The sequence below is a fragment of the Actinomadura luzonensis genome, assembly GCF_022664455.2.
GTDB lineage: Bacteria > Actinomycetota > Actinomycetes > Streptosporangiales > Streptosporangiaceae > Nonomuraea > Nonomuraea luzonensis.
This window is the reverse complement of the sequence record NZ_JAKRKC020000001.1, coordinates 1,175,704-1,194,001: the sequence shown is the minus strand read 5'-3', so window position 1 is coordinate 1,194,001 and position 18,298 is coordinate 1,175,704. Positions and strand designations below refer to the sequence as shown.

Here is an 18,298-nt window from a genome sequence, read left to right as displayed (position 1 = left end):
AACCCTGAAGATCGCTACGCTGGCGTGCGCCCTGCTGGCCCCTGTTGCCGCCAATGCACCGGCCGCCCACGCTGCCGCGTATCCCGTTAAAGAGCGTCAACTCACAGAAAATCCGCTTTATACGGCAGGCCCGCTGCCCAGGACCACCTGCACCGAGCCCCGGGTCAAGCGCGGAAATCTCGCGCAGGCCAGGGTGTATGTCAACGCGATCGTCCGGTGCCTGGAAAAGACCTGGGGACAGCACCTGACGAACGCCGAGCTCGGTTACAAGAAGGTCAAGGTTCTGCACCTGGACCGCATTCCGAAGAAGTACTGCGGCTTCGACATCGACAAGGCCGACTCCCAGGCGTGGTACTGCGGCCGGACGAACACGCTGGTCTTCCAGATCGGCAAGACGTGGCTCGATGATCCCTCCGACCTCTGGCTGTTCCGGACGGCGGCGGCCACGTACGCCTACCACGTGCAGAAGCTCGTCGCCATCGCGGCGGCCTACGACGACCTGCCGTACCGGAACAAGTCCGAGCTCCACGAGCAGGCGCGGCGCGAGAGCCTTCAGAGCGACTGCTTCGCCGGCGCGTTCCTGAAGAGCGTCTGGCCGCTGAAGAACCGGGCCGAGGAGGACTGGTACGCCCTGCTCGGCCTCATCCAGGGCGACCTCCGCGGCGAGGAGCGCTGGTACGGCCGGACGGGCTCGATCAAGAACTGGATGCGGGCCGGGTTCAGGACCGGTGACCCGGCCTCCTGCAACACCTGGACGGCGCCGTCGTCCAAGGTGGCGTGAGCGCGGCGGGAAACGGTTGGAGCGGCCGGCCGCGAGGCTGATATACAAGCGCTGTTACATTCGCCCCGCGGAAGGAGCCGCGCTTGTATCCCCCGATCGAGCCGTACGACCACGGCATGCTGGACGTCGGCGACGGCAACCTCGTGTACTGGGAGGTCTGCGGCAACCCCGACGGCAAGCCCGCCCTGGTGGTGCACGGCGGCCCCGGCTCCGGCTGCTCCACGGGCATGCGGCGCACGTTCGACCCGGAGCGCTACCGCATCATCCTGTTCGACCAGCGCAACTGCGGCCGCAGCCGCCCCCACGCCGCCGACCCGGCGACCGACCTGAGCGCCAACACCACCCAGCACCTCATCGCCGACATGGAGCTGCTGCGCGAGCACCTGGGCGTCGACAGGTGGCTGCTCTACGGCGGCTCGTGGGGCTCGACGCTCATGCTGGCCTACGCCGAGACCCATCCGGAACGGGTGTCCGAGATGATCATCGTGGCGGTGACGACCACCCGCCGCTACGAGATCGACTGGCTCTACCGGGGCGCCGGCCGGTTCTTCCCCGAGGCGCTGGAGCGCTTCCGGCAGGGGGTGCCGGAGAGCGAGCGCGGCGGCGACACCTTCCACCTGCTGGCCGCGTACGCGAAGCTGGTCGCCGACCCCGATCCCGAGGTGCGGATGAAGGCCACCCTCGACTGGTGCGCCTGGGAGGACGCGGTGATCTCCGCCGAGCCCAACGGCAAGCCGAACGCCTACAGCGACCGCCCGGACGAGGCCAGGCTGGCGCTCGTCCGCATCTGCTCGCACTACTTCTCCAACGCCGCCTGGCTGGAGGAGGGCGTGCTGCTGCGCGAGGCGCACCGGCTGGCCGGCATCCCGGGCGTGCTCATCCACGGCCGCATCGACATGGGCGGCCCGCCCGACACCGCCTGGGAGCTGTCCAGGGCGTGGCCGGACGCCCGGCTGGTCATGGTGGGCGACTCGGGCCACACCGGCAGCGAGACGATGCGCAAGGAGATCTTCGCCGCCCAGGAGGCGTTCGCCGGGCGGCGGTGAACGTGCGGGAACCCGCGGCCCGCGATCGTTCGCGAGCTTTCAGGACGGTGCCCGGTGACCATCGCCGCGCCGTCGGTCGATGCCGTACGGTGGGCCGCGGGTCCGCACGATCATGACGGTAACCGGAGCCCCCGCCTGGTGACCACCCATTTACCCTGGCCGGCGGGTGCGGGGCCGGGAGGGCGCCTGCGGCGGCAGCACCTCCACCGACGTCTTGCGGATGTGGTCGTAGACCAGCGAGGTGCGGACGTCGGCGATGTTGCGGTGCCGCGCGACGTGGTCGAGCACGAAGTCGCGCAGGTGGCCGGCGTCGCGCACGCCCACCTGGATGATGAAGTCGTCGCCGCCGGAGACGACGAAGACGGCCAGCGTCTCGGGCAGCGCGGCGACGTGGTCGCGGAAGCCCTCGACGGCCTCGCGGATCTTGGGGTGCAGCCGCACGTTGATGAGCGCCTGGACGGGGCGGCCCACGGCGTCGAGATTGACCTCGGCGTGGAAGCCCTCGATCACGCCGGCGGCGCGCAGCGAGCGCACCCGCTCCAGGCAGGTCGAGGGGGCGAGGCCGATGCGCTCGGCCAGCTCGCGGTTGGTCTGGCGGCCGTCGCGTTGCAGCTCGGCCAGGATCGCCGTATCAAGTTCGTCCACGACGCCATCCTGCCACGAGCCGCCGAACTATCTTCGGAAATCGTCGCCTCGCCTTGGCGGAACGACGGTGTCACTGCGAATCTGACGACCGAACTTCGGAGAAGGGATCGTAGTGATGAGCGTCCTCGCCGACCTGGAGCGCCGTGGCGACCTGCCGACCGGACAACTGCCGGTGAAGTGGGTCATCGTCGTGGACCGCGACCTGCCGCGCGGGCTGCAGGCCAACGCCGCCGCCTGCCTGGCCGCCTCCGTCGGGGTCGCGGTGCCGGCCATCGTGGGGGCGGGCGGGCTGGACGCGGCGGGGGCCGCGCACGCGGGCCTGCCCTGGACGGGCTGCACGGTGCTGGCCGCGCCCGCCGCGATCGTCCGCCGCGTGCGGGACGAGGCGGCCGGGGAGGCGGAGCTGGTCATGGCGGACATGGCCGACATCGCCCAGCGGGCGTCCGCGTACGACGACTACCTCGCCGCGCTCGCCCGGGCCGAGGAGCCGTCGTACTACGCGGTCAGCCTGTTCGGGCCGCGCCCGATCGTGGAACGGCTCACCGGACGCCTCCCGCTGCTGCGCTGACCGGCGGCGTGCTATCTTGGAATGGTCGTTCCAAAATAAGGAGCCCGCCTGATGCCGGACGTGAAGCACTTCGACCCCGAGGAGGTGCTGGAGCAGGTCGAGCGCCTGTTCTGGCAGCGCGGCGCCACCACCGGCATCGCCGAGGTCGTCGCCGCCACCGGCATCAGCCGCTCCAGCCTGTACGCCACCTTCGGCGGCAAGCGCGAGCTGTACGTCCAGGCCCTGCGCCGCTACGTCGAACGCCGCTCGGCCCCCGTCCTCGACGCCCTGGCGGCCGACGGGCGCGGGCTCGCCGCCGTCGAGGCGTTCTTCGACCGGCTGATCGCCTCCCGCTGCACCGGCGAGCACGCCCGCTGGGGCTGCCTGGTGACCAACGCCCACGCCCAGGCCGAGGGCGGCGACCCCGAGGTCCGGGCGGTGCTCGACGGCCACCAGGCCCGGCTCCGCGCGGCCTTCCGCGCCGCGCTGGAGCCCGGCGCGCTCCGCCCGGGCCTCGACCCGGACGGCGCCGCCGAGCTGCTCACCCTGCTGGCCTACGGGGTCAACCTGCGCTCGCGCGCCGGCGCGCACCCGGACGACCTGCGGCGGGGCGTGTCCGCCGCGCTCGATTCCCTACGCACTGAGGAGCACCCATGACCCCGCCCCAGGCCGTGATCTTCGACGTGAACGAGACGCTCACCGACATGGAGCCGCTGCGGGCCAGGTTCGAGGAGGCGGGGCTGCCCGGCCACCTCATGGACACCTGGTTCGCGAGCGTGCTGCGCGACGGCTTCGCGCTGACGGCGGCCGGCGGGTACGCCGGGTTCGCCGAGGTCGCCCGCGACGTCCTGACCGGGATGGGCCTCGCCGAGCAGGGCGTCGCGCACGTGCTGGGCGGCTTCGCCGCGCTGCGGGTGCACCCCGACGTGCCCGAGGGCATGCGGATGCTGCGCGCTGCGGGCGTCCGGCTGTTCACCATGACGAACGGGGCCGCCGCCATGACCGAGGGCATCCTGGCCCGCGAAGGGCTGCTCGACCTGGTCGAGGCCCGGCTCGACGTGAGCGGCCCCCGCGCCTGGAAGCCCGCCCGCGCGGCCTACGAGTACGCCGTCGCCCGCGCCGGGGTGCGGCCGGACGAGGCGGCCCTGGTCGCCGTCCATCCCTGGGACGTCGAGGGCGCGCAGCGGGCCGGGCTGGTGGGCGCCTACCTGGACCGGCGCGGCACGCCGTACCCGAGCGTGCTGGGCGCGCCGCGGGTCAGCGCCCCCGACCTGCCGGCGCTGGCCGCCGCGCTCACCCGAGCGGCCGGCTAGCCAGGAACTCCAGCACCGTCGGGCTCGCCACCTCGCGGAACTCCTCGAAGTAGGCGTGCCGGGCCCCCTCGATCAGCCGCAGCTCCGCGCCGGGGATGCGGCCGGCCAGCAGCGGCGCGTTGGCCGCCGGGTTGAACACGTCGTCGGTGCCGTGCACCACGAGCGTGGGCGCGGTGATCGAGGGCAGCGCGTCCCAGGCGTCGTGCCCGGCGCTCGCGGCCAGGTGGCGGCGGCGGGCGTGCGCGGGCATGCCGGGGTCGCCGACCGTGAGGTGGGGGCCAGGATGCGTGGCCAGCCAGTCGGGGGTGTACATGAGCTCCAGCAGCGCCCGCTCCGCCGCCGCGCGGTCGGGCTGGGCCAGCGAGCGGCGCACGTCGTGGCCGCGCTCGACGCCGTGCGCGCCGCCGGGGGAGCTGCAGCCGAGCACCAGCGCGCCCACCCGGCCGGGGTGGTCGGCGGCCAGCCACTGGGCCACCCGGCCGCCCATCGACGTGCCGTACACGTGCGCCCGCCGCACCTCCAGCTCGTCCAGCACGGCCACGACGTCGGCGGCGAACCCCCGGGTGCTGTACGGCTCGTCCGGTTTGTCGCTGTCGCCGGTGCCCCGCCAGTCGAGCGTGATCGTGCGGTGAGCGGCCGCGAAGTCGGCACGGACGGAGTCCCACCACCGGTGGCCGTTGGCCTGGCCCTGGAGCAGCACGAGCGCCGGACCGTCGCCCCTGACCTGGTAGGACAGCTTCACTCCGCCGCCGGTTGTCGCATAAGGCACGCCTTCGATGGTAACGATGTCCGGAACACGGCCGCGGCTCCGACGTCCCTGCTGAGAGAAAGGGGAACACCGTGAAGTACATGATCCTCTCGTACGCGTCGCAGCGGGACTACGACGCCATGAGCGGCGCCGGCGACTGGTCCGGGGAGGCCGTGGCGGCCATGCACCAGTTCATGGAGACCTTCAACAAGGAGCTGGCGGAGTCCGGCGAGCTGGTGGAGACCCGCGCGCTCGCCGCGCCGGTGCACACGCGCCGGATGGGGTCGCGGGGCGGCGAGGCGTTCGTCACCGACGGCCCGTACGCCGAGACCCAGGAGGTGCTGGCCGGCTACTGGATCGTCGAGTGCGAGAGCTTCGACCGGGCCTGCGGCATCGCCGCCCGCCTCGGCCAGTGCCCGTACCCCGGCGACCCGTCCGACACCATGTACGCCGACGTCCGCCCGATCATGGACTCCAGCGCCGACCTGGAGCTGTGATCGCCGGTGAACCGGCCGAGGACCTGCTGCGCGCGCTCGCGCCGCAGGTCCTCGGCGCGCTCGTGCGCCGCTACGGCCACTTCGACACCGCCGAGGACGCCGTGCAGGAGGCGCTGCTGGCCGCCGCCGTCCAGTGGCCGGAGCAGGGCGTGCCGGACGACCCGCGCGCCTGGCTGATCACCGTGGCCGCGCGGCGGCTGACCGACCTGCTGCGGGCCGAGCAGGCGCGCCGCCGCCGGGAGGACGCGGTGGCCGCGCGGGCGCTGCCCGCTGAATGGCTCGCCCCGCCCGCCGACCGGCCGCCGGAGCCGGAGGACGACACGCTGGTGCTGCTGTTCCTGTGCTGCCATCCGGCGCTCACCCCGTCCTCGCAGCTCGCGCTCACGCTGCGCGCGGTCGGCGGCCTGAGCACGGCGGAGATCGCCCGCGCGTTCCTGGTGCCCGAGGCGACCATGACCCGCCGCATCACCCGCGCCAAGCAGCGGATCAAGGACAGCGGGGTGCCGTTCCGGATGCCCGGGCCGGCCGAGCGCGCCGACCGGCTGGCCGCCGTCCTGCACGCCCTCTACCTGATCTTCAACGAGGGGTACGCCGCCACCTCGGGCCCCGACCTCCAGCGCGCCGAGCTGGCGGCCGAGGCGATCAGGCTGGCCCGCCTGCTGCGCCGGCTGCTGCCCGGTGACCCCGAGGTGGCCGGGCTGCTCGCGCTGATGCTGCTCACCGACGCCCGCCGCCCGGCCCGCACCGGCCCCGACGGCGCGCTGATCCCCATGGCCGAGCAGGACCGCGCCCTGTGGGACGCGGCCCGCGTCGAGGAGGGCGTCGCGCTGGTCACCGCGGCCCTCCGGCAGGGGCGGCCGGGGCCGTACCAGATCCAGGCGGCCATCGCCGCCGTGCACGACGAGGCCCCGAGCGCGGCCGAGACCGACTGGCCGCAGATCGAGGCGTTGTACGGCGTGCTGCTCCGCATGTCGCCGAACCCGATGGTGGCGCTCAACCACGCCGTCGCGGTGGCCATGGCCAGGGGCCCGGCCGCCGGGCTGGCCCGGCTCGACCGGCTGGCCGGCGACGAGCGGGTGGCCGGCGACCACCGGCTGCACGCGGTGCGGGCGCACCTGCTGGAGATGGCCGGTGACCGGGAGGCGGCGCTGGCGGCGTACGAGGAGGCGGCCCGCCGCACCACGAGCCTGCCGCAGCAGCGGTACCTGCGCACCCGCGCGGCCGCGCTCCGGGTCGCGGAGTGAGCACTCATTCCCACTTGACGGAGTGAGCCCTCACTCCGTACTGTCGAAGCATGACAGAAGCGACAGGCCGGCGGCGAGCGCCGGCGATGACCCCCGAACAACGCCGCGAGATGATCGTCCGCGCGGCCCTCCCCCTCGTCGTCGAGTACGGCACGTCCGTCACCACCGCGCAGGTCGCCCGCGCGGCCGGCATCGGCGAGGGCACCGTCTTCCGCGCGTTCGGCGACAAGGACGCCCTGCTCGCCGCCTGCATGGCCGAGGCGCTGCGGCCCGACGACACCCTCGCCCACATCGCGTCCATCTCGCTGGAGCTGCCGCTGGCCGAACGCCTCATCGAGGCCGCCGAGGCGCTGCGCGGCTACCTGGCCAGGATGGGCGCGGTCGCCGGCGCGATGGCCGCCTCCGGCGGCCTGCGGCGCGGCGACCCCACCGCCCCGGCGGCGGCCGAGGGCGAGAGCCGCGAGGACCGGCTCAGGCGCGGCGCCGACGCCCGCGAGGCCTCGCTGACCGCGCACCGCGAGGCGCTGGCGGGCCTGTTCGACCCGGAGCGCGACACGCTGAGGCTGCCGCCGGAACGGCTCGCCCAGGCGTTCCAGATGCTGGTCATGGCGGGCGGCCGGCATCCCGACCCGATGAGCTCCGCCGAGCTGGTCGACCTGTTCCTGCACGGCGCGCTCACCACCGGGTAGCCCGCCCCGCCCCCCTGAGACCTGGGGAAAATTGTGGCCGCAGGTGGGGAATGCATGGGGGGCGGGTGTGGTTACATAGATCGTGGCCGGTGTGTCCAGTGTCCCCGGGCCTCACCTATCGCCTTCACGGAATACCGTTCGGCTGGAGCCGTGTTGTGCCTTTCGCCGAGAGGCGACCTGCACACCGGTACACCTGCACGTCGAGCGCCCGCCCTCCCAGAGGGCGGGCGCTCGACGCGTCAGGCCCCCGGGATCGGGTCGGTGACCCCGCCGGGGCAGGCCAGCGCCGCCGCATCGAGCCCGGTCAGCCGCGCCCCCGCCTGGTAGGCGCTGTCCAGGAACTCCAGCACCGCCGCCACCGGGTCGCTCATCGCCCGCACGTCGTCGTAACGCAGGATCGCCAGGTGGCCGCCGCGCGCCGGGATCCACTCGGCCCGCTCGGGACGCAGCGGCTCCAGATGCAGCCCCTCGGGCTCCGGCGCGGTGTAGGAGTAGAACGCCGGCCAGGGCCGCTCCTCGTCGCCGAACCAGAACCCCGAGCTGATCACCTCCCAGCTGTACGCCTCCCGCGTCACCGGATCGGTCTCCGCCGTCACCGGCGCCCGCCGCCCGGTGAAGCGGGTCACGGCGATGTCGAAGGTGTGCCAGAAGTGGTGCACCGGGCTCGTCTTGCCCGCGAAGTCCGCGGCGAACCGGTCGAGGACCTGCGCGACCTGCGACAACACCCGCCAGTACCGGTTGATCGCCGCGGGGTCGTAGCGGGCGTGCCGGGTGTCCTCCGCGAACGGCGTCGCGTCCGCCAGGTCGAACGGCACCGCCACGATCTCCGGCCGGATGCCGAGCCCGGCCAGCGTGCCGAACAGCCGCTCGTGGAAGCCCGCCACCGACCGCCCGATCAGGCTGAACCCGGCGCTGCGGCCGTCCAGCACGTCCACGACCAGCCGGTGCCGCACGAGGTCGAGGTCGATGCAGAACAGCGGCTGCTCGCCCAGCCCGCCCATCGGCCGGGTGGTCAGCCCGCGCCCGGTCAGGTGGAAGGGCACCTGCCACCAGTGGTTGCGCCGGTTGCTGACGGCCAGCCGGATCTTGCCGACGATCTGCGCGAAGCGGTGGAAGGTGTCCTTGGCCTCGGCCCAGTCCGCCAACGGGATGGCAGGGAAGGTCTCCATAGCCGCATGGTAACTACCGTGCGTGACGCGCCAGCTCCCAAGGGTCGTGCGCGGAGATCACGCGTACGCCGTGCTCGCGGCTCAGGGCGCGCAGCCGCTCCTGGGTCCCGGTCCGCTGATCCGCGTCCACCTGGGAGCCGAGCTGCACGACGTCGAACATCGGGTGCGAGCGGGGCTCGGGCTCCAGCTCGCCGTGGTAGAAGTACGCGTCCCCGGCGTGCAGCAGCCAGCGCTCCCCGTCGTGCACCGCCACCCCGGCGTGGCCCAGGGTGTGCCCCGGCAGCGGCACGAGCAGGAAGTCCTCCGGCAGGCCGGTCAGCGGGCGGACACCGGCCACGCCGAGCCAGTGGGTGCCGTCGCCGTCGTAGAGCACCCAGTCGGGGCGGTGCGCCCAGTGGCCGGGCCGGTAGCGGCGGCTCGGGGCCTCGGCCAGCGCCGCCTTCAGCTCGGCCGCCGTCACGTGCACGCGGGCCTGCGGGAAGTCCGGCAGGCCGCCGCTGTGGTCCACGTCCAGATGGGTGAGGACGATGTGGCGCACGTCGGCCGGGTCGAAGCCGAGCGCGGCGACCTGCCGCACGGCGGTCTCGGCGGGGGAGAGCGCGGGCCCGGTCAGCTCGGCCCACTCGCGGTCGAGCAATTCGGCGGGGCGGGCCACGTCGTCGGCGCCGAGCCCGGACTCGACCAGCACGAGCCCGTCGGCGGGGGTCTCGACCAGCAGGGCGTGGCAGACGGCGGGCAGTGCGGGGCCGCCGTCGAGGGCGTCGACCGGGCGCATGGAGGCGAGGTTCAGGTGGTGGATTCTCATGCGGGATAGACTGCGACTTGAAGCGTGGTTCAAGTCAAGGAGCCCGATCATGGCGGAGGCGTTGCTCGACATCGGCGAGGTGGCCAGGCGCAGCGGGCTGGCGCCGTCCGCGCTGCGGTTCTACGAGCGCAAGGGGCTCATCGAGGCGGAGGGGCGCAACGGGCTGCGGCGCGCGTACCGGCCGGAGACGCTGGACCTGCTGGCGATGATCACCTGTGCCCGCGACGCCGGGTTCACGCTGTCGGAGATCGCCGCGTTCGTTCGCGCCCGGCCCGCCGACGCGCGGGTGCGCGAGCGCATGGCGGCCAAGGAGCGCGAGGTGGACGCGCGGATCGCGCAGCTCACCCGGCTGCGCGACAGCCTCCGTCACGCGGCCGGGTGCGAGCACGACCCGCTCGTCGAGTGCCCCGAGTTCAAGCGCGCCCTGGGGCGGGTGCCCCGGGGCTGATCAGGTGGCCGGGCGGCCCGAGCTGACGTACTTGCGCGGGCGCAGGGCGTGGGCCCGCAGCGCGGCCAGGGCGGCGAGCTGGCCGGGCCGGTCCATGCGCACCACCAGCTCGTCGCTGTAGGCCAGGCCGAGCGCGGTGAGCTGGGACACCAGGTCGGCCACCGGGCCGGCGACGTCCTCCATGCCCGCCGCCGGGTGCCAGCCCTCGCCGCCGACCACCTCGGCCACCCGCTCGCGCAGCTGGGCGGGCGACATCAGCGTGCCGTCGGCCAGCAGCATGAGCGCCGCCTCCCTGGCCGAGACGTCGAACTCGTGCTCGCCCGTGGCCAGCAACAGCCGGGTCACCGCCGCCCACATGGCCTCCGGCGAGGCCAGCAGCCGCCGTCCGTGCTCGGTGATGGTGAGCCGGGCGCCCTCGCGCCGGATCGCGCCCAGCTCGCGCTCGGCCAGCTCGCGCAGGCGCAGCGCCTCGGGCGAGGGGGCCAGCCGCAGCGGCAGCGTGCCCTCCCTGGCGGCCAGCGAGAGCAGCTTGTGCAGGGTGGGCAGCGGCTGCGGGGCCACCGGCGCGTGCAGCCGCACCTCGAACGGCTGCGCCAGCTCCCGCCTGGCCGGGCCCCGCCCCAGCACCCAGCGGTTGAGCCGTTCGCCGTGCACCCGGTTGAGCCAGCTGTCGCCGCCCAGCTCGGCGCGCGGCTCGGTGAGCCAGCGCCGGGTGAGCGCGGTGCGGTCGATCTGCTCGCCGGCCACGATGGCCAGCTCCAGGGCGGCCGAGCAGGCGAGGTGCGCGCCCAGCTCCTCCGGCCCCATGATCATGCTCCATTGCAGCTCGGGCACGTCGGGCGGGAGCACGCCGGTGGCCTCCAGAGCCTTCTGGTAGGCGCTGGTGCCGGCGTCCTCGCCCTCGCGCGCGTACGTCCGGAGGATCTGGGCGGTGGTCGGCGACACGCACAGCGCCGCGTACCGTTCCAGCCCGCCGAGCTGCAGCAGGCGGCCGAGCGAGCGGGCCAGCCGCTCATGGTCGCCTTCGGGACGGAGCGGCCCGACCTTGAGCGGCAGGGTGTACCAGAGGAACTCGCAGACGTCGAGCTGGGTCACGCTCTCCAGCGGCTCACCGCCCGTCAGCCATTCGACGGCGGTCCTGGCCTCCTCGGCGATGTCCGGCTCAGAGCGCTCCAACTCGGCGAGCAGGGCGGTGACATCCGGTGCACTCATGCCTCGAAGTTTGCCGTATCGACCCCTGGCCTGACGATGACCGAATCCGGTGCGTATTGGGTCTTGCACAGTGACTACCCTAAGAAAGCACTATTGACCGGACTGTGAGCAGCTCAGATCCATCGTTTTTCGAACAACATGCGGGCCTTCCACTCGGTGTACGGAATCAGCTCGGCGGACAGGATCGGATGCAGCCACCAGAAGTTGATCAACGTTAGCAGGGCGAAGGCTCCCACGACCGCGGCCCCCACGGTACGCCGCACCGGCATCGCGCCGGACGCCGCCGCCGCCCGGGCGGGCCCGATCAGCAGCCCCGCGCAGAGCGTGACGGCCAGCACCATGAACGGCACCATGGGGATGGCGTAGAACAGGAACATGGTCCGGTTGTCGGCGATGGCCCAGTAGAACCACGGCAGCCAGCCCATGGCGTAGGCCAGCAGCACCGCGCCGGCCCGCCAGTCGCGCGAGGAGACGTAGTAGGCGATCAGCGCCACCAGCGCCGCGAGGGCGCCGAACCAGATCACCGGCGTGCCGACGCCGAGCACCGCCTCCGAGCAGTCCTTGACGCCGCAGGAGTTCTGCCGCCCCTCGTAGAAGAAGGCGACCGGGCGCAGCAGCAGCGGCCACGACCACGGCTCCGACATGTACGGATGCGTGCTCTCCAGCCCGCTGTGGAAGGTGAACACCTGCCACTGGTACTTGACCCACGACCGCATCGAGTCGAACACGAAGAACAGCGGGTTGCCCGGCGAGGTGGCCTGCGCCCAGTTGCGCCCGTAACCGTAGGCCGAGGCGAACCAGCCGGTCCAGGTCAGCATGTACGCCGCGAACGGCACGGCCGCGAAGGACAGCAGCCCCTGGGGCACGTCCCTGTTGAGCGCCCCCACGTACGGGTTGCGCAGCCCCACGGCCCGCCGCGCGCCGAAGTCCCACAGCAGCGACAACACCGCGAACGCGGCCAGGAAGAAGATCCCGGACCACTTGACCGACATGGCGAAGGCCAGGCACACCCCGGCCGCGAGCCGCCACGGCCGGGCGCCCAGGTGCGGCCCGTACGCGGAGGCCGGCGAGGTCTCGTACCAGGCGACCAGCCGCTCGCGCGCCTGGTCGCGGTCCACCACGAGGCAGGCGAACGCGGCCAGCACCCAGAACATGAGGAAGACGTCCAGCAGCGCGGTGCGCGACAGCACGTAGTGCAGGCCGTCCAGCGACAGCAGCAGCCCGGCGAAGCAGCCGAGCAGCGTGGAGCGGGTCATCCGGCGCGCCACCCGGGCCAGCACCAGGATCGACAGCGTGCCGACCAGCGCCGCGCTGAAGCGCCAGCCGAACGGCGTCAATCCGAACAGCCACTCGCCGACGCCGATCATCCACTTGCCGAGCGGCGGGTGGACCACGTACGAGGCGCACTTGTCGAGCGCGTTCTGCGCGCACTTCTCCCAGATGTCGGTGTTGCCGGCCAGGATCGCCTTGTCGGCGTCCTTGACCGCGACCCGCTCGACCCCCCAGCTGATCAGCGAGAACGCGTCCTTCATGTAGTACGTCTCGTCGAACACCACGGCCTTGGGATGCGCGAGGTTCCAGAAGCGCAGGATCCCGCCGAAGAGCGTGACCAGCAGCGGGCCGACCCACCCCCACAGGACGCTGCCGCGCATGGGGGGAATCATCCGATCACGCACGGACCGCGGCGCAGGAAGGCTCTCGCCGGCCTCCGGTTCGTCGTAGGCCTGGTACGGGGAATCGGTCACCGCCATTCGGACATCGTACGGGGCTCAAGCCGGTAGGTAAGTAGAAACACGGTCTAATCGGATGGCCCTGCCAGAATGGGCAGGTGACTGGAGACGGCAGGCTGGTGCTGGCAGGAGCCCCCATAGGCCGGACGGGCGACGTGTCGCCCCGGCTGCGCGAGGCGCTGGGCCGCGCCGACGTGGTGGCGGCCGAGGACACCCGGCGGCTGCGCCGGCTGGCGGCCGACCTGGAGGTGGAGATCACCGGCCGGGTCGTGTCCTACTACGACCAGAACGAGGCCGCCCGCGCCCAGGAGCTGCTGGAGAGCCTGAAGGAGGGCCGCACGGTCGTCGTCATCACCGACGCCGGCATGCCGGGCGTCTCCGACCCCGGCTACCGCCTGACCCGCCTCGCCGTCGAGGCCGGCGTCACGGTCACCGCGCTGCCCGGCCCGAGCGCCGTCACCACCGCGCTCGCCGTGTCGGGGCTGCCCAGCGACCGGTTCTGCTTCGAGGGCTTCCCGCCGCGCAAGCCGGGCGAGCGCTCCCGCCGGCTCGCCGCGCTGGCCGCCGAGGAGCGCACGATGGTCTTCTTCGAGGCCCCCCACCGGCTCGCGGAGTCGCTGAAGGCGATGGCCGGGGCGTTCGGCGCCGACCGGCCGGCCGCCGTGTGCCGCGAGCTGACCAAGACCTACGAGGAGATCCGCCGCGGCGGGCTCGCCGAGCTGGCCGAGTGGGCGGCCGGCGGCGTCAAGGGCGAGATCACCGTCGTGGTGGCCGGGCACGATCCCGCGGCGGTCGAGCGCGACCCCGACGACCTGGTCGCCGAGGTGGAGCGGCGGGTCGCCGAGGGCGTCCAGCGCAAGCTCGCCATCGCCGACGTCGCCAAGGAGGCGGGCCTGCCCAAGAGGGAGCTGTATGAGCTGGTTCACAAGCGCCTATAGTGCGCTTCGTGAGCAACTGGGGCGTCTCGCGGCAGCGGCTGGTCCCTCCGATGCCGGGCTCCGCCCTCGCGGGATGGCTCGGCCCGCTCCTCGTCGCCGTCTTCGGCGGCGTGCTCCGCTTCGCCCGGCTCGACGTCCCGAGGGCCGTGGTCTTCGACGAGACCTACTACGCCAAGGACGCCTACTCGCTGCTGCGCCACGGCGTCGAGCGGGCCATGCAGGGCGACGCCAAGAACCCCGTCGCCGACCGTAACCTCATCGCCGGCAACCTCGACATCTTCCGGCACTGCGCCGAGCCCGCCGACTGCGCCGCGTTCGTCGCCCACCCGCCGCTCGGCAAGTGGATGATCGCCGTGGGCGAGTGGCTGTTCGGCATGACGCCGTTCGGCTGGCGCTTCAGCGCGGCGCTGGCCGGCACGCTGTCGATCCTGGTGCTGGCCCGGGCGGCGCGCCGGATGACCCGCTCCACGCTGCTCGGCTGCCTCGCCGGGCTGCTGCTCGCCCTGGACGGCCTGCACCTGGTGCTCTCCAGGACCGCGCTGCTGGACGTCTTCCTCATGTTCTGGGTGCTCGCCGGGTTCGCCTGCCTCGTCGTGGACAGGGACCGCACCCGCGAGCGGCTGCTCGCCCTCTTCGAGCCCGGCGGGCCGGACCCGCGGCCCGGACTCCGGCCGTGGCGCCTGGCGGCCGGGGCCTGCCTCGGCGCGGCCTGCTCGGTCAAATGGTCGGGGATCTTCTTCCTCATCGCGTTCGCCGTGCTGTCGCTCATGTGGGACGCCGGGGCCAGGCGCGTGCTGGGCGCGCGGCGGCCGTACCGGGCGACGCTGGCGCGGGACCTGCCCGGCGGGGCGGCCGCGATGGGCCTCCTGCCCGCGGCGGTGCTGCTGGCGAGCTGGGCCGGCTGGTTCGCGAGCCCGCTCGGCTGGGGGCGCGACTGGGCGCGGGCCACCTCGTCCGGGCCGTTCTACTTCGTCTTCGACTCGCTGCGCTCCTGGCTCGGCTACCAGTTCCAGGTGCTCGGCTACCACAGCGGGCTGCGGGAGTACCACCCGTACATGTCGGAGCCCTGGTCGTGGCCGCTGCTGTTACGCCCGGTCTCGTTCTACTACCCGCCGAACCTGCCGCCGTCCGCGTGCGGCGCGAGCGCCTGCTCGCAGGCCGTGCTCGGCGTCGGCACCCCCGCCCTCTGGTACGGCGCCCTCCTGGCCGTGCTCGCCCTGGTCGCCTGGTACAGCGCCCGGCGCGACTGGCGGGCCGGGGCCGTGCTGCTCGCCGTGGCGGCCGGCTGGCTGCCGTGGTTCTACTACGCCCTGGCCGACGACCGCACGATGTACCTGTTCTACCTGCTGCCCGTGGTGCCGTTCATGGTGCTGGCGGTCGTGCTGGCCGCCGGGCTCCTGCTCGGCCCGGGAGGCGCCCCCGGCGGGCGGCGGGCCGTGGGGGCCGCCGTCACCGGGGCGTTCGCGCTGGTGGTGCTGGTCGACTTCTGGTGGCTCTACCCGGTGCTGACCGCCGAGACGATCACACACGCAGAGTGGTGGGCTCGGATGCTGATGCGTTCCTGGGTGACCGTCGCCCCCAGGTGACGCCCCTGCGCAGCGTGATCGCGGCGGCCACGCAGGCCAGCGGGACGGCCGGGAGCACGTACCGGTAGTCGAACTCCGCCGTCGCCGCCGGGGCCAGCAGCAGCCCCACCGCGCCCAGCCACGGCAGCACCACCGGGCCGCCGAACGTGCGCCAGCGCACCACGACGCCGTACAGGCCGATCAGCAGGATGCCGCCGAGCATGATGCCGCGCAGGTAGAAGACCTTCTGGTAGCCCGCCATGACGTCCGCCCAGGGCTGTACGATCCTGGTCTCCGGCGGGCCCTGCTCGTAGCTGAAGGCGTCGGTGTCGGTGCGGCCGCCCGCGTACGACGACCACTTCGGCAGCCGCTTCGGCTGGCCGTTCTCGTCGAGCTCCACGTACGGCTTGAACTCGTACATGTTGTAGGTGTTCTCGTCGGGGAAGCGCGGGCGCGACCAGTTGAACGAGCGGAAGAAGTCGCGCGCCACCACCTGGAGGTAGTCGCCCGGCTGCGACAGGATCGCCCGGGTCGCGAACGCGCTGGCCGCGTCGTTGGTGATCTCGCTCCACTTCTTGTTGACGCCCCAGCGGTGCAGCACCTCGCCGGTGCCCGTGCCGTCGCCGTTGCCCTGGCCCCACAGGTACCACTGCGCGTAGTCCTTGCGCTGGTTGACCGGGTCGGTGACGCACAGCAGGAGGAGCTGGACCTCCTTGTACTTGTCGAAGCGCATCTTCTCGCAGTCGGCGAAGATCGCCGTGCGCATGTACAGGATGAGTCCGTCGCTGTTGGTCATCGCGAACTTGCCGTACGCCGAGGCGAACCACCCCATGTACGCGCCCACCGGGATCGCGCACGCGGTGATCAGCGCCGCGATCGGCTTCCAGCCCGTGCGCTTGACCAGCAGGTAGAGCACCACCAGCGCCAGGATCGGCAGCCCGATCGAGCGCGTCAGCCAGGTCAGCGCCAGCAGGAACCCGACCACCGCGCCGGCCTTCCACGTCAGGCGCCGCTTCCACAGCACCAGCGTGATCACGCCGACCACGAGCAGCGTGAACTGCGTGTCGGACATCACGAGCTGTTCGAGCTGGATCTGGTAGGCGTCGAACAGCACCGGCGCCGCGGCCAGCGTCGCGCCCCACTTCGGCAGCCGGAACTTGATCCGCAGCAGCGCGTAGATCAGGCAGGCCGTGGCCAGGCCCATCAGGTGCTGGGTGAAGGTCACCAGCGCGAAGCTGTGGAACGGCTTGAGCAGCATCAGCCAGAAGCTGTAGCCGTCGGGCCTGATCGGGTGCGGGCGCGGGTGCAGCGCCACCGAGACGTACTCGTAGGAGTCGTTGAACCACATGGCCGGGCCGTAGCCGAGCATGGTGACGAGCCGCAGCACGGCGCCCACGCCGAAGGCCGCGGCGAACACCCGATGCCGGTGCACGAAGGACAGCAGGCGCGCTGCCCGGCCAGGAGCGGAGTGGTCCACAGGGGTAATCTCCGCGACGCTCACCATGCTGTAAAGAATGCCAGTCGTTTTTCGGTCTTGACCCGAGCATGCCAGGGCAGAGTGCATGATGGTTCACTGGAAGAGCCTTAACTTGAAGGGTAGACACGTGGAACTGACGGTGGTCATGCCCTGCCTCAACGAGGCGGAGACCGTGGAAGTCTGTGTGCGCAAGGCCCTGGCGTGCATGGAGGAGCACGGCATCGAGGGCGAAGTGCTGATCGCCGACAACGGCAGCACGGACGGCTCGCAGCAGCTCGCCCGCGACGCCGGCGCCCGCGTGGTGCACGTGGACGAGAAGGGCTACGGCAACGCCCTCATGGGCGGCATCAGGGCCGCTCGCGGCAAGTACGTCATCATGGGCGACGCCGACGACTCCTACGACTTCACGGCCCTGCTGCCGTTCGTGGAGCAGCTTCGCGACGGCGCCGACCTGGTCATGGGCAACCGCTTCAAGGGCGGCATCGCCCCGGGCGCCATGCCGCCGCTGCATCGCTACCTGGGCAACCCGGTGCTGTCGTTCATCGGACGGTTGTTCTTCCCGTCCGCCATCGGCGACTTCCACTGCGGCCTGCGCGGCTTCCGCCGCGACTCGATCCTGAAGCTGCAGCTCCAGACCGGGGGCATGGAGTTCGCCTCCGAGATGGTGGTCCGCTCGACGCTGTCCGGGCTCGACGTGCGCGAGGTGCCCACCACGCTCTCGCCCGACGGCCGCTCGCGCCCGCCGCACCTGCGCTCCTGGCGCGACGGCTGGCGCCACCTGCGCTTCCTGCTGCTCTACAGCCCGAAGTGGCTGTTCTTCTACCCCGGCGTGCTGATGATGATCATCGGTATGGTCGCGGGCACCGCGCTGACCTTCGGCCCGGTCGAGATCGGCGAGCTGGCCTTCGACGTCGACACCCTGGTCGGGTCGTCGGCGCTGGTGGTCATCGGCTTCCAGGCCGCGCTGTTCGCGCTGTTCACGAAGGTCTACGCGGCCGAGGAGGGCTTCCTGCCCGAGTCGCCGCGCATCCGTAAGATCATCGACATCGTGACCCTGGAGAAGGGGCTCGTGGTCGGCGGCCTGCTGGCGCTGGCCGGCGTGGTCGGCCTGGTGATGTCGCTGGTCCACTGGCAGGTGCGCAGCTTCGGCGAGCTCGACCCGCGCGAGTCGCTGCGCCTGGTGGTGCCGTCCGCGACGGCGCTCATCATGAGCTTCCAGACCATCTTCGCCTCGCTGTTCGTCAGCATCCTCGGCATCCGCCGCACCCGCGAGACGCCGATCGACTACGCCGCCGCCGCGGCCGAGGAGGCCGCCGAGGCGGTCACCAGGGCGGCCGGCGCGGCCGCGCTGGAGCCCGGGACGGTCAGGCCCTCGGAAACGACCGCCTAACGTTTCTTTGCCGAACGACGCGCCGGGGCGCCACGTCCCGGCGCGTCGTGTCGT

The 18,298-nt window shown here is 72.6% G+C and carries 19 protein-coding genes; 12 read left to right on the top strand and 7 right to left on the bottom strand.

What is annotated here, in order from left to right; translation table 11 throughout:
* Positions 1 to 193 precede the first annotated feature (193 nt).
* Complete coding sequence (locus MF672_RS05580) at positions 194 to 781, top strand: neutral zinc metallopeptidase (RefSeq protein WP_242376179.1); 588 nt, start codon at positions 194 to 196, stop codon at positions 779 to 781.
* An 83-nt stretch (positions 782 to 864) separates the two neighbouring features.
* On the top strand, positions 865 to 1,827 hold the full coding sequence (pip, locus tag MF672_RS05575) for a prolyl aminopeptidase (protein ID WP_242376180.1): 963 nt from the start codon (positions 865 to 867) through the stop codon (positions 1,825 to 1,827).
* Positions 1,828 to 1,977: 150 nt separating this feature from the next.
* On the opposite strand, the gene MF672_RS05570 is transcribed toward pip, so the two are convergent.
* On the bottom strand, positions 1,978 to 2,472 hold the full coding sequence (locus MF672_RS05570; protein ID WP_242376181.1) for an Lrp/AsnC family transcriptional regulator: 495 nt from the start codon (positions 2,470 to 2,472) through the stop codon (positions 1,978 to 1,980).
* Positions 2,473 to 2,587: 115 nt separating this feature from the next.
* Between MF672_RS05570 and MF672_RS05565 the strand changes: the two genes are divergently transcribed.
* Genes MF672_RS05565 through MF672_RS05555 form a run of 3 tightly spaced genes read left to right on the top strand, consistent with a single transcriptional unit; the run spans position 2,588 to position 4,332 of the window.
* The gene (locus MF672_RS05565; RefSeq protein ID WP_242376182.1) at positions 2,588 to 3,040 is read left to right on the top strand and encodes a DUF2000 domain-containing protein; all 453 of its coding nucleotides are present in this window, start codon (positions 2,588 to 2,590) and stop codon (positions 3,038 to 3,040) included.
* A 51-nt stretch (positions 3,041 to 3,091) separates the two neighbouring features.
* Positions 3,092 to 3,676 (top strand): TetR/AcrR family transcriptional regulator, encoded by a 585-nt coding sequence (locus MF672_RS05560; protein ID WP_242376183.1) that lies wholly within the window; start codon positions 3,092 to 3,094, stop codon positions 3,674 to 3,676.
* Positions 3,673 to 4,332 (top strand): haloacid dehalogenase type II, encoded by a 660-nt coding sequence (locus MF672_RS05555; protein WP_242376184.1) that lies wholly within the window; start codon positions 3,673 to 3,675, stop codon positions 4,330 to 4,332. The genes MF672_RS05560 and MF672_RS05555 overlap by 4 nt, the downstream gene beginning before the upstream one ends.
* On the opposite strand, the gene MF672_RS05550 is transcribed toward MF672_RS05555, so the two are convergent.
* The gene (locus MF672_RS05550; protein ID WP_242376185.1) at positions 4,313 to 5,101 is read right to left on the bottom strand and encodes an alpha/beta fold hydrolase; all 789 of its coding nucleotides are present in this window, start codon (positions 5,099 to 5,101) and stop codon (positions 4,313 to 4,315) included. The two genes, MF672_RS05555 and MF672_RS05550, sit on opposite strands and share 20 nt — an antisense overlap.
* 80 nt (positions 5,102 to 5,181) lie before the next feature.
* Here MF672_RS05550 and MF672_RS05545 point away from each other — a divergent pair, with 80 nt between their 5' ends.
* From MF672_RS05545 to MF672_RS05535, 3 genes are read left to right on the top strand one after another with little or no spacing between them, the layout of a single operon-like run.
* Positions 5,182 to 5,577 (top strand): YciI family protein, encoded by a 396-nt coding sequence (locus tag MF672_RS05545; RefSeq protein ID WP_242376228.1) that lies wholly within the window; start codon positions 5,182 to 5,184, stop codon positions 5,575 to 5,577.
* Positions 5,574 to 6,821 (top strand): RNA polymerase sigma factor, encoded by a 1,248-nt coding sequence (locus MF672_RS05540; protein WP_242376186.1) that lies wholly within the window; start codon positions 5,574 to 5,576, stop codon positions 6,819 to 6,821. Before MF672_RS05545 ends, MF672_RS05540 begins: the two co-directional genes overlap by 4 nt.
* Before the next feature lie 50 nt (positions 6,822 to 6,871).
* Positions 6,872 to 7,510: a TetR/AcrR family transcriptional regulator gene (locus MF672_RS05535; RefSeq protein WP_242376187.1), complete on the top strand. Its 639-nt coding sequence runs from the start codon at positions 6,872 to 6,874 to the stop codon at positions 7,508 to 7,510.
* Between the two features lie 239 nt (positions 7,511 to 7,749).
* Here MF672_RS05535 and MF672_RS05530 read toward each other — a convergent pair whose 3' ends face one another.
* Together MF672_RS05530 and MF672_RS05525 are read right to left on the bottom strand one after the other, a co-directional pair.
* Entirely contained in the window at positions 7,750 to 8,679 is a 930-nt protein-coding gene (locus tag MF672_RS05530; protein WP_242376188.1) for a DUF5996 family protein, read from the bottom strand.
* 13 nt (positions 8,680 to 8,692) lie between these two features.
* A complete protein-coding gene (locus MF672_RS05525) occupies positions 8,693 to 9,484 on the bottom strand; it encodes an MBL fold metallo-hydrolase (protein WP_242376189.1) in 792 nt (263 codons plus the stop codon).
* Positions 9,485 to 9,533: 49 nt separating this feature from the next.
* Here MF672_RS05525 and MF672_RS05520 point away from each other — a divergent pair, with 49 nt between their 5' ends.
* Positions 9,534 to 9,932 carry a MerR family transcriptional regulator gene (locus MF672_RS05520; RefSeq protein WP_242376190.1) on the top strand — a complete coding sequence of 133 codons (399 nt, stop codon included), beginning with the start codon at positions 9,534 to 9,536 and terminating at the stop codon, positions 9,930 to 9,932.
* Here the strand turns inward: MF672_RS05520 and MF672_RS05515 are convergent, their stop codons facing one another.
* The gene (locus MF672_RS05515; RefSeq protein ID WP_242376191.1) at positions 9,933 to 11,144 is read right to left on the bottom strand and encodes a hypothetical protein; all 1,212 of its coding nucleotides are present in this window, start codon (positions 11,142 to 11,144) and stop codon (positions 9,933 to 9,935) included.
* Between the two features lie 113 nt (positions 11,145 to 11,257).
* Positions 11,258 to 12,895 (bottom strand): dolichyl-phosphate-mannose--protein mannosyltransferase, encoded by a 1,638-nt coding sequence (locus tag MF672_RS05510; protein ID WP_407654704.1) that lies wholly within the window; start codon positions 12,893 to 12,895, stop codon positions 11,258 to 11,260.
* A 77-nt stretch (positions 12,896 to 12,972) separates the two neighbouring features.
* On the opposite strand from MF672_RS05510, the gene rsmI reads away from it, so the two are divergent.
* A complete protein-coding gene (gene rsmI / locus MF672_RS05505; RefSeq protein WP_242376193.1) occupies positions 12,973 to 13,812 on the top strand; it encodes a 16S rRNA (cytidine(1402)-2'-O)-methyltransferase in 840 nt (279 codons plus the stop codon).
* A gap of 50 nt (positions 13,813 to 13,862) precedes the next feature.
* Entirely contained in the window at positions 13,863 to 15,398 is a 1,536-nt protein-coding gene (locus tag MF672_RS05500; RefSeq protein WP_242376229.1) for a dolichyl-phosphate-mannose--protein mannosyltransferase, read from the top strand.
* Here the strand turns inward: MF672_RS05500 and MF672_RS05495 are convergent.
* Positions 15,334 to 16,881: a hypothetical protein gene (locus tag MF672_RS05495; RefSeq protein WP_242376194.1), complete on the bottom strand. Its 1,548-nt coding sequence runs from the start codon at positions 16,879 to 16,881 to the stop codon at positions 15,334 to 15,336. The two genes, MF672_RS05500 and MF672_RS05495, sit on opposite strands and share 65 nt — an antisense overlap.
* 100 nt (positions 16,882 to 16,981) lie before the next feature.
* Here MF672_RS05495 and MF672_RS05490 point away from each other — a divergent pair, with 100 nt between their 5' ends.
* Positions 16,982 to 18,244: a glycosyltransferase family 2 protein gene (locus MF672_RS05490; RefSeq protein ID WP_242376195.1), complete on the top strand. Its 1,263-nt coding sequence runs from the start codon at positions 16,982 to 16,984 to the stop codon at positions 18,242 to 18,244.
* Positions 18,245 to 18,298: the final 54 nt, after the last annotated feature.

Excerpts from the sequence above, each read along its gene's own strand:
- MF672_RS05565 (WP_242376182.1), top strand. The coding sequence starts at position 2,588 with ATGAGCGTCCTCGCCGACCTGGAGCGCCGTGGCGACCTGCCGACCGGA.
- MF672_RS05560 (WP_242376183.1), top strand. The coding sequence starts at position 3,092 with ATGCCGGACGTGAAGCACTTCGACCCCGAGGAGGTGCTGGAGCAGGTC.
- MF672_RS05555 (WP_242376184.1), top strand. The coding sequence starts at position 3,673 with ATGACCCCGCCCCAGGCCGTGATCTTCGACGTGAACGAGACGCTCACC.
- MF672_RS05545 (WP_242376228.1), top strand. The coding sequence starts at position 5,182 with ATGATCCTCTCGTACGCGTCGCAGCGGGACTACGACGCCATGAGCGGC.
- MF672_RS05535 (WP_242376187.1), top strand. The coding sequence starts at position 6,872 with ATGACAGAAGCGACAGGCCGGCGGCGAGCGCCGGCGATGACCCCCGAA.
- MF672_RS05530 (WP_242376188.1), bottom strand. The coding sequence starts at position 8,679 with ATGGAGACCTTCCCTGCCATCCCGTTGGCGGACTGGGCCGAGGCCAAG.
- MF672_RS05525 (WP_242376189.1), bottom strand. The coding sequence starts at position 9,484 with ATGAGAATCCACCACCTGAACCTCGCCTCCATGCGCCCGGTCGACGCC.
- MF672_RS05520 (WP_242376190.1), top strand. The coding sequence starts at position 9,534 with ATGGCGGAGGCGTTGCTCGACATCGGCGAGGTGGCCAGGCGCAGCGGG.
- MF672_RS05515 (WP_242376191.1), bottom strand. The coding sequence starts at position 11,144 with ATGAGTGCACCGGATGTCACCGCCCTGCTCGCCGAGTTGGAGCGCTCT.
- MF672_RS05510 (WP_407654704.1), bottom strand. The coding sequence starts at position 12,895 with ATGGCGGTGACCGATTCCCCGTACCAGGCCTACGACGAACCGGAGGCC.
- MF672_RS05500 (WP_242376229.1), top strand. The coding sequence starts at position 13,863 with ATGCCGGGCTCCGCCCTCGCGGGATGGCTCGGCCCGCTCCTCGTCGCC.
- MF672_RS05495 (WP_242376194.1), bottom strand. The coding sequence starts at position 16,881 with ATGGTGAGCGTCGCGGAGATTACCCCTGTGGACCACTCCGCTCCTGGC.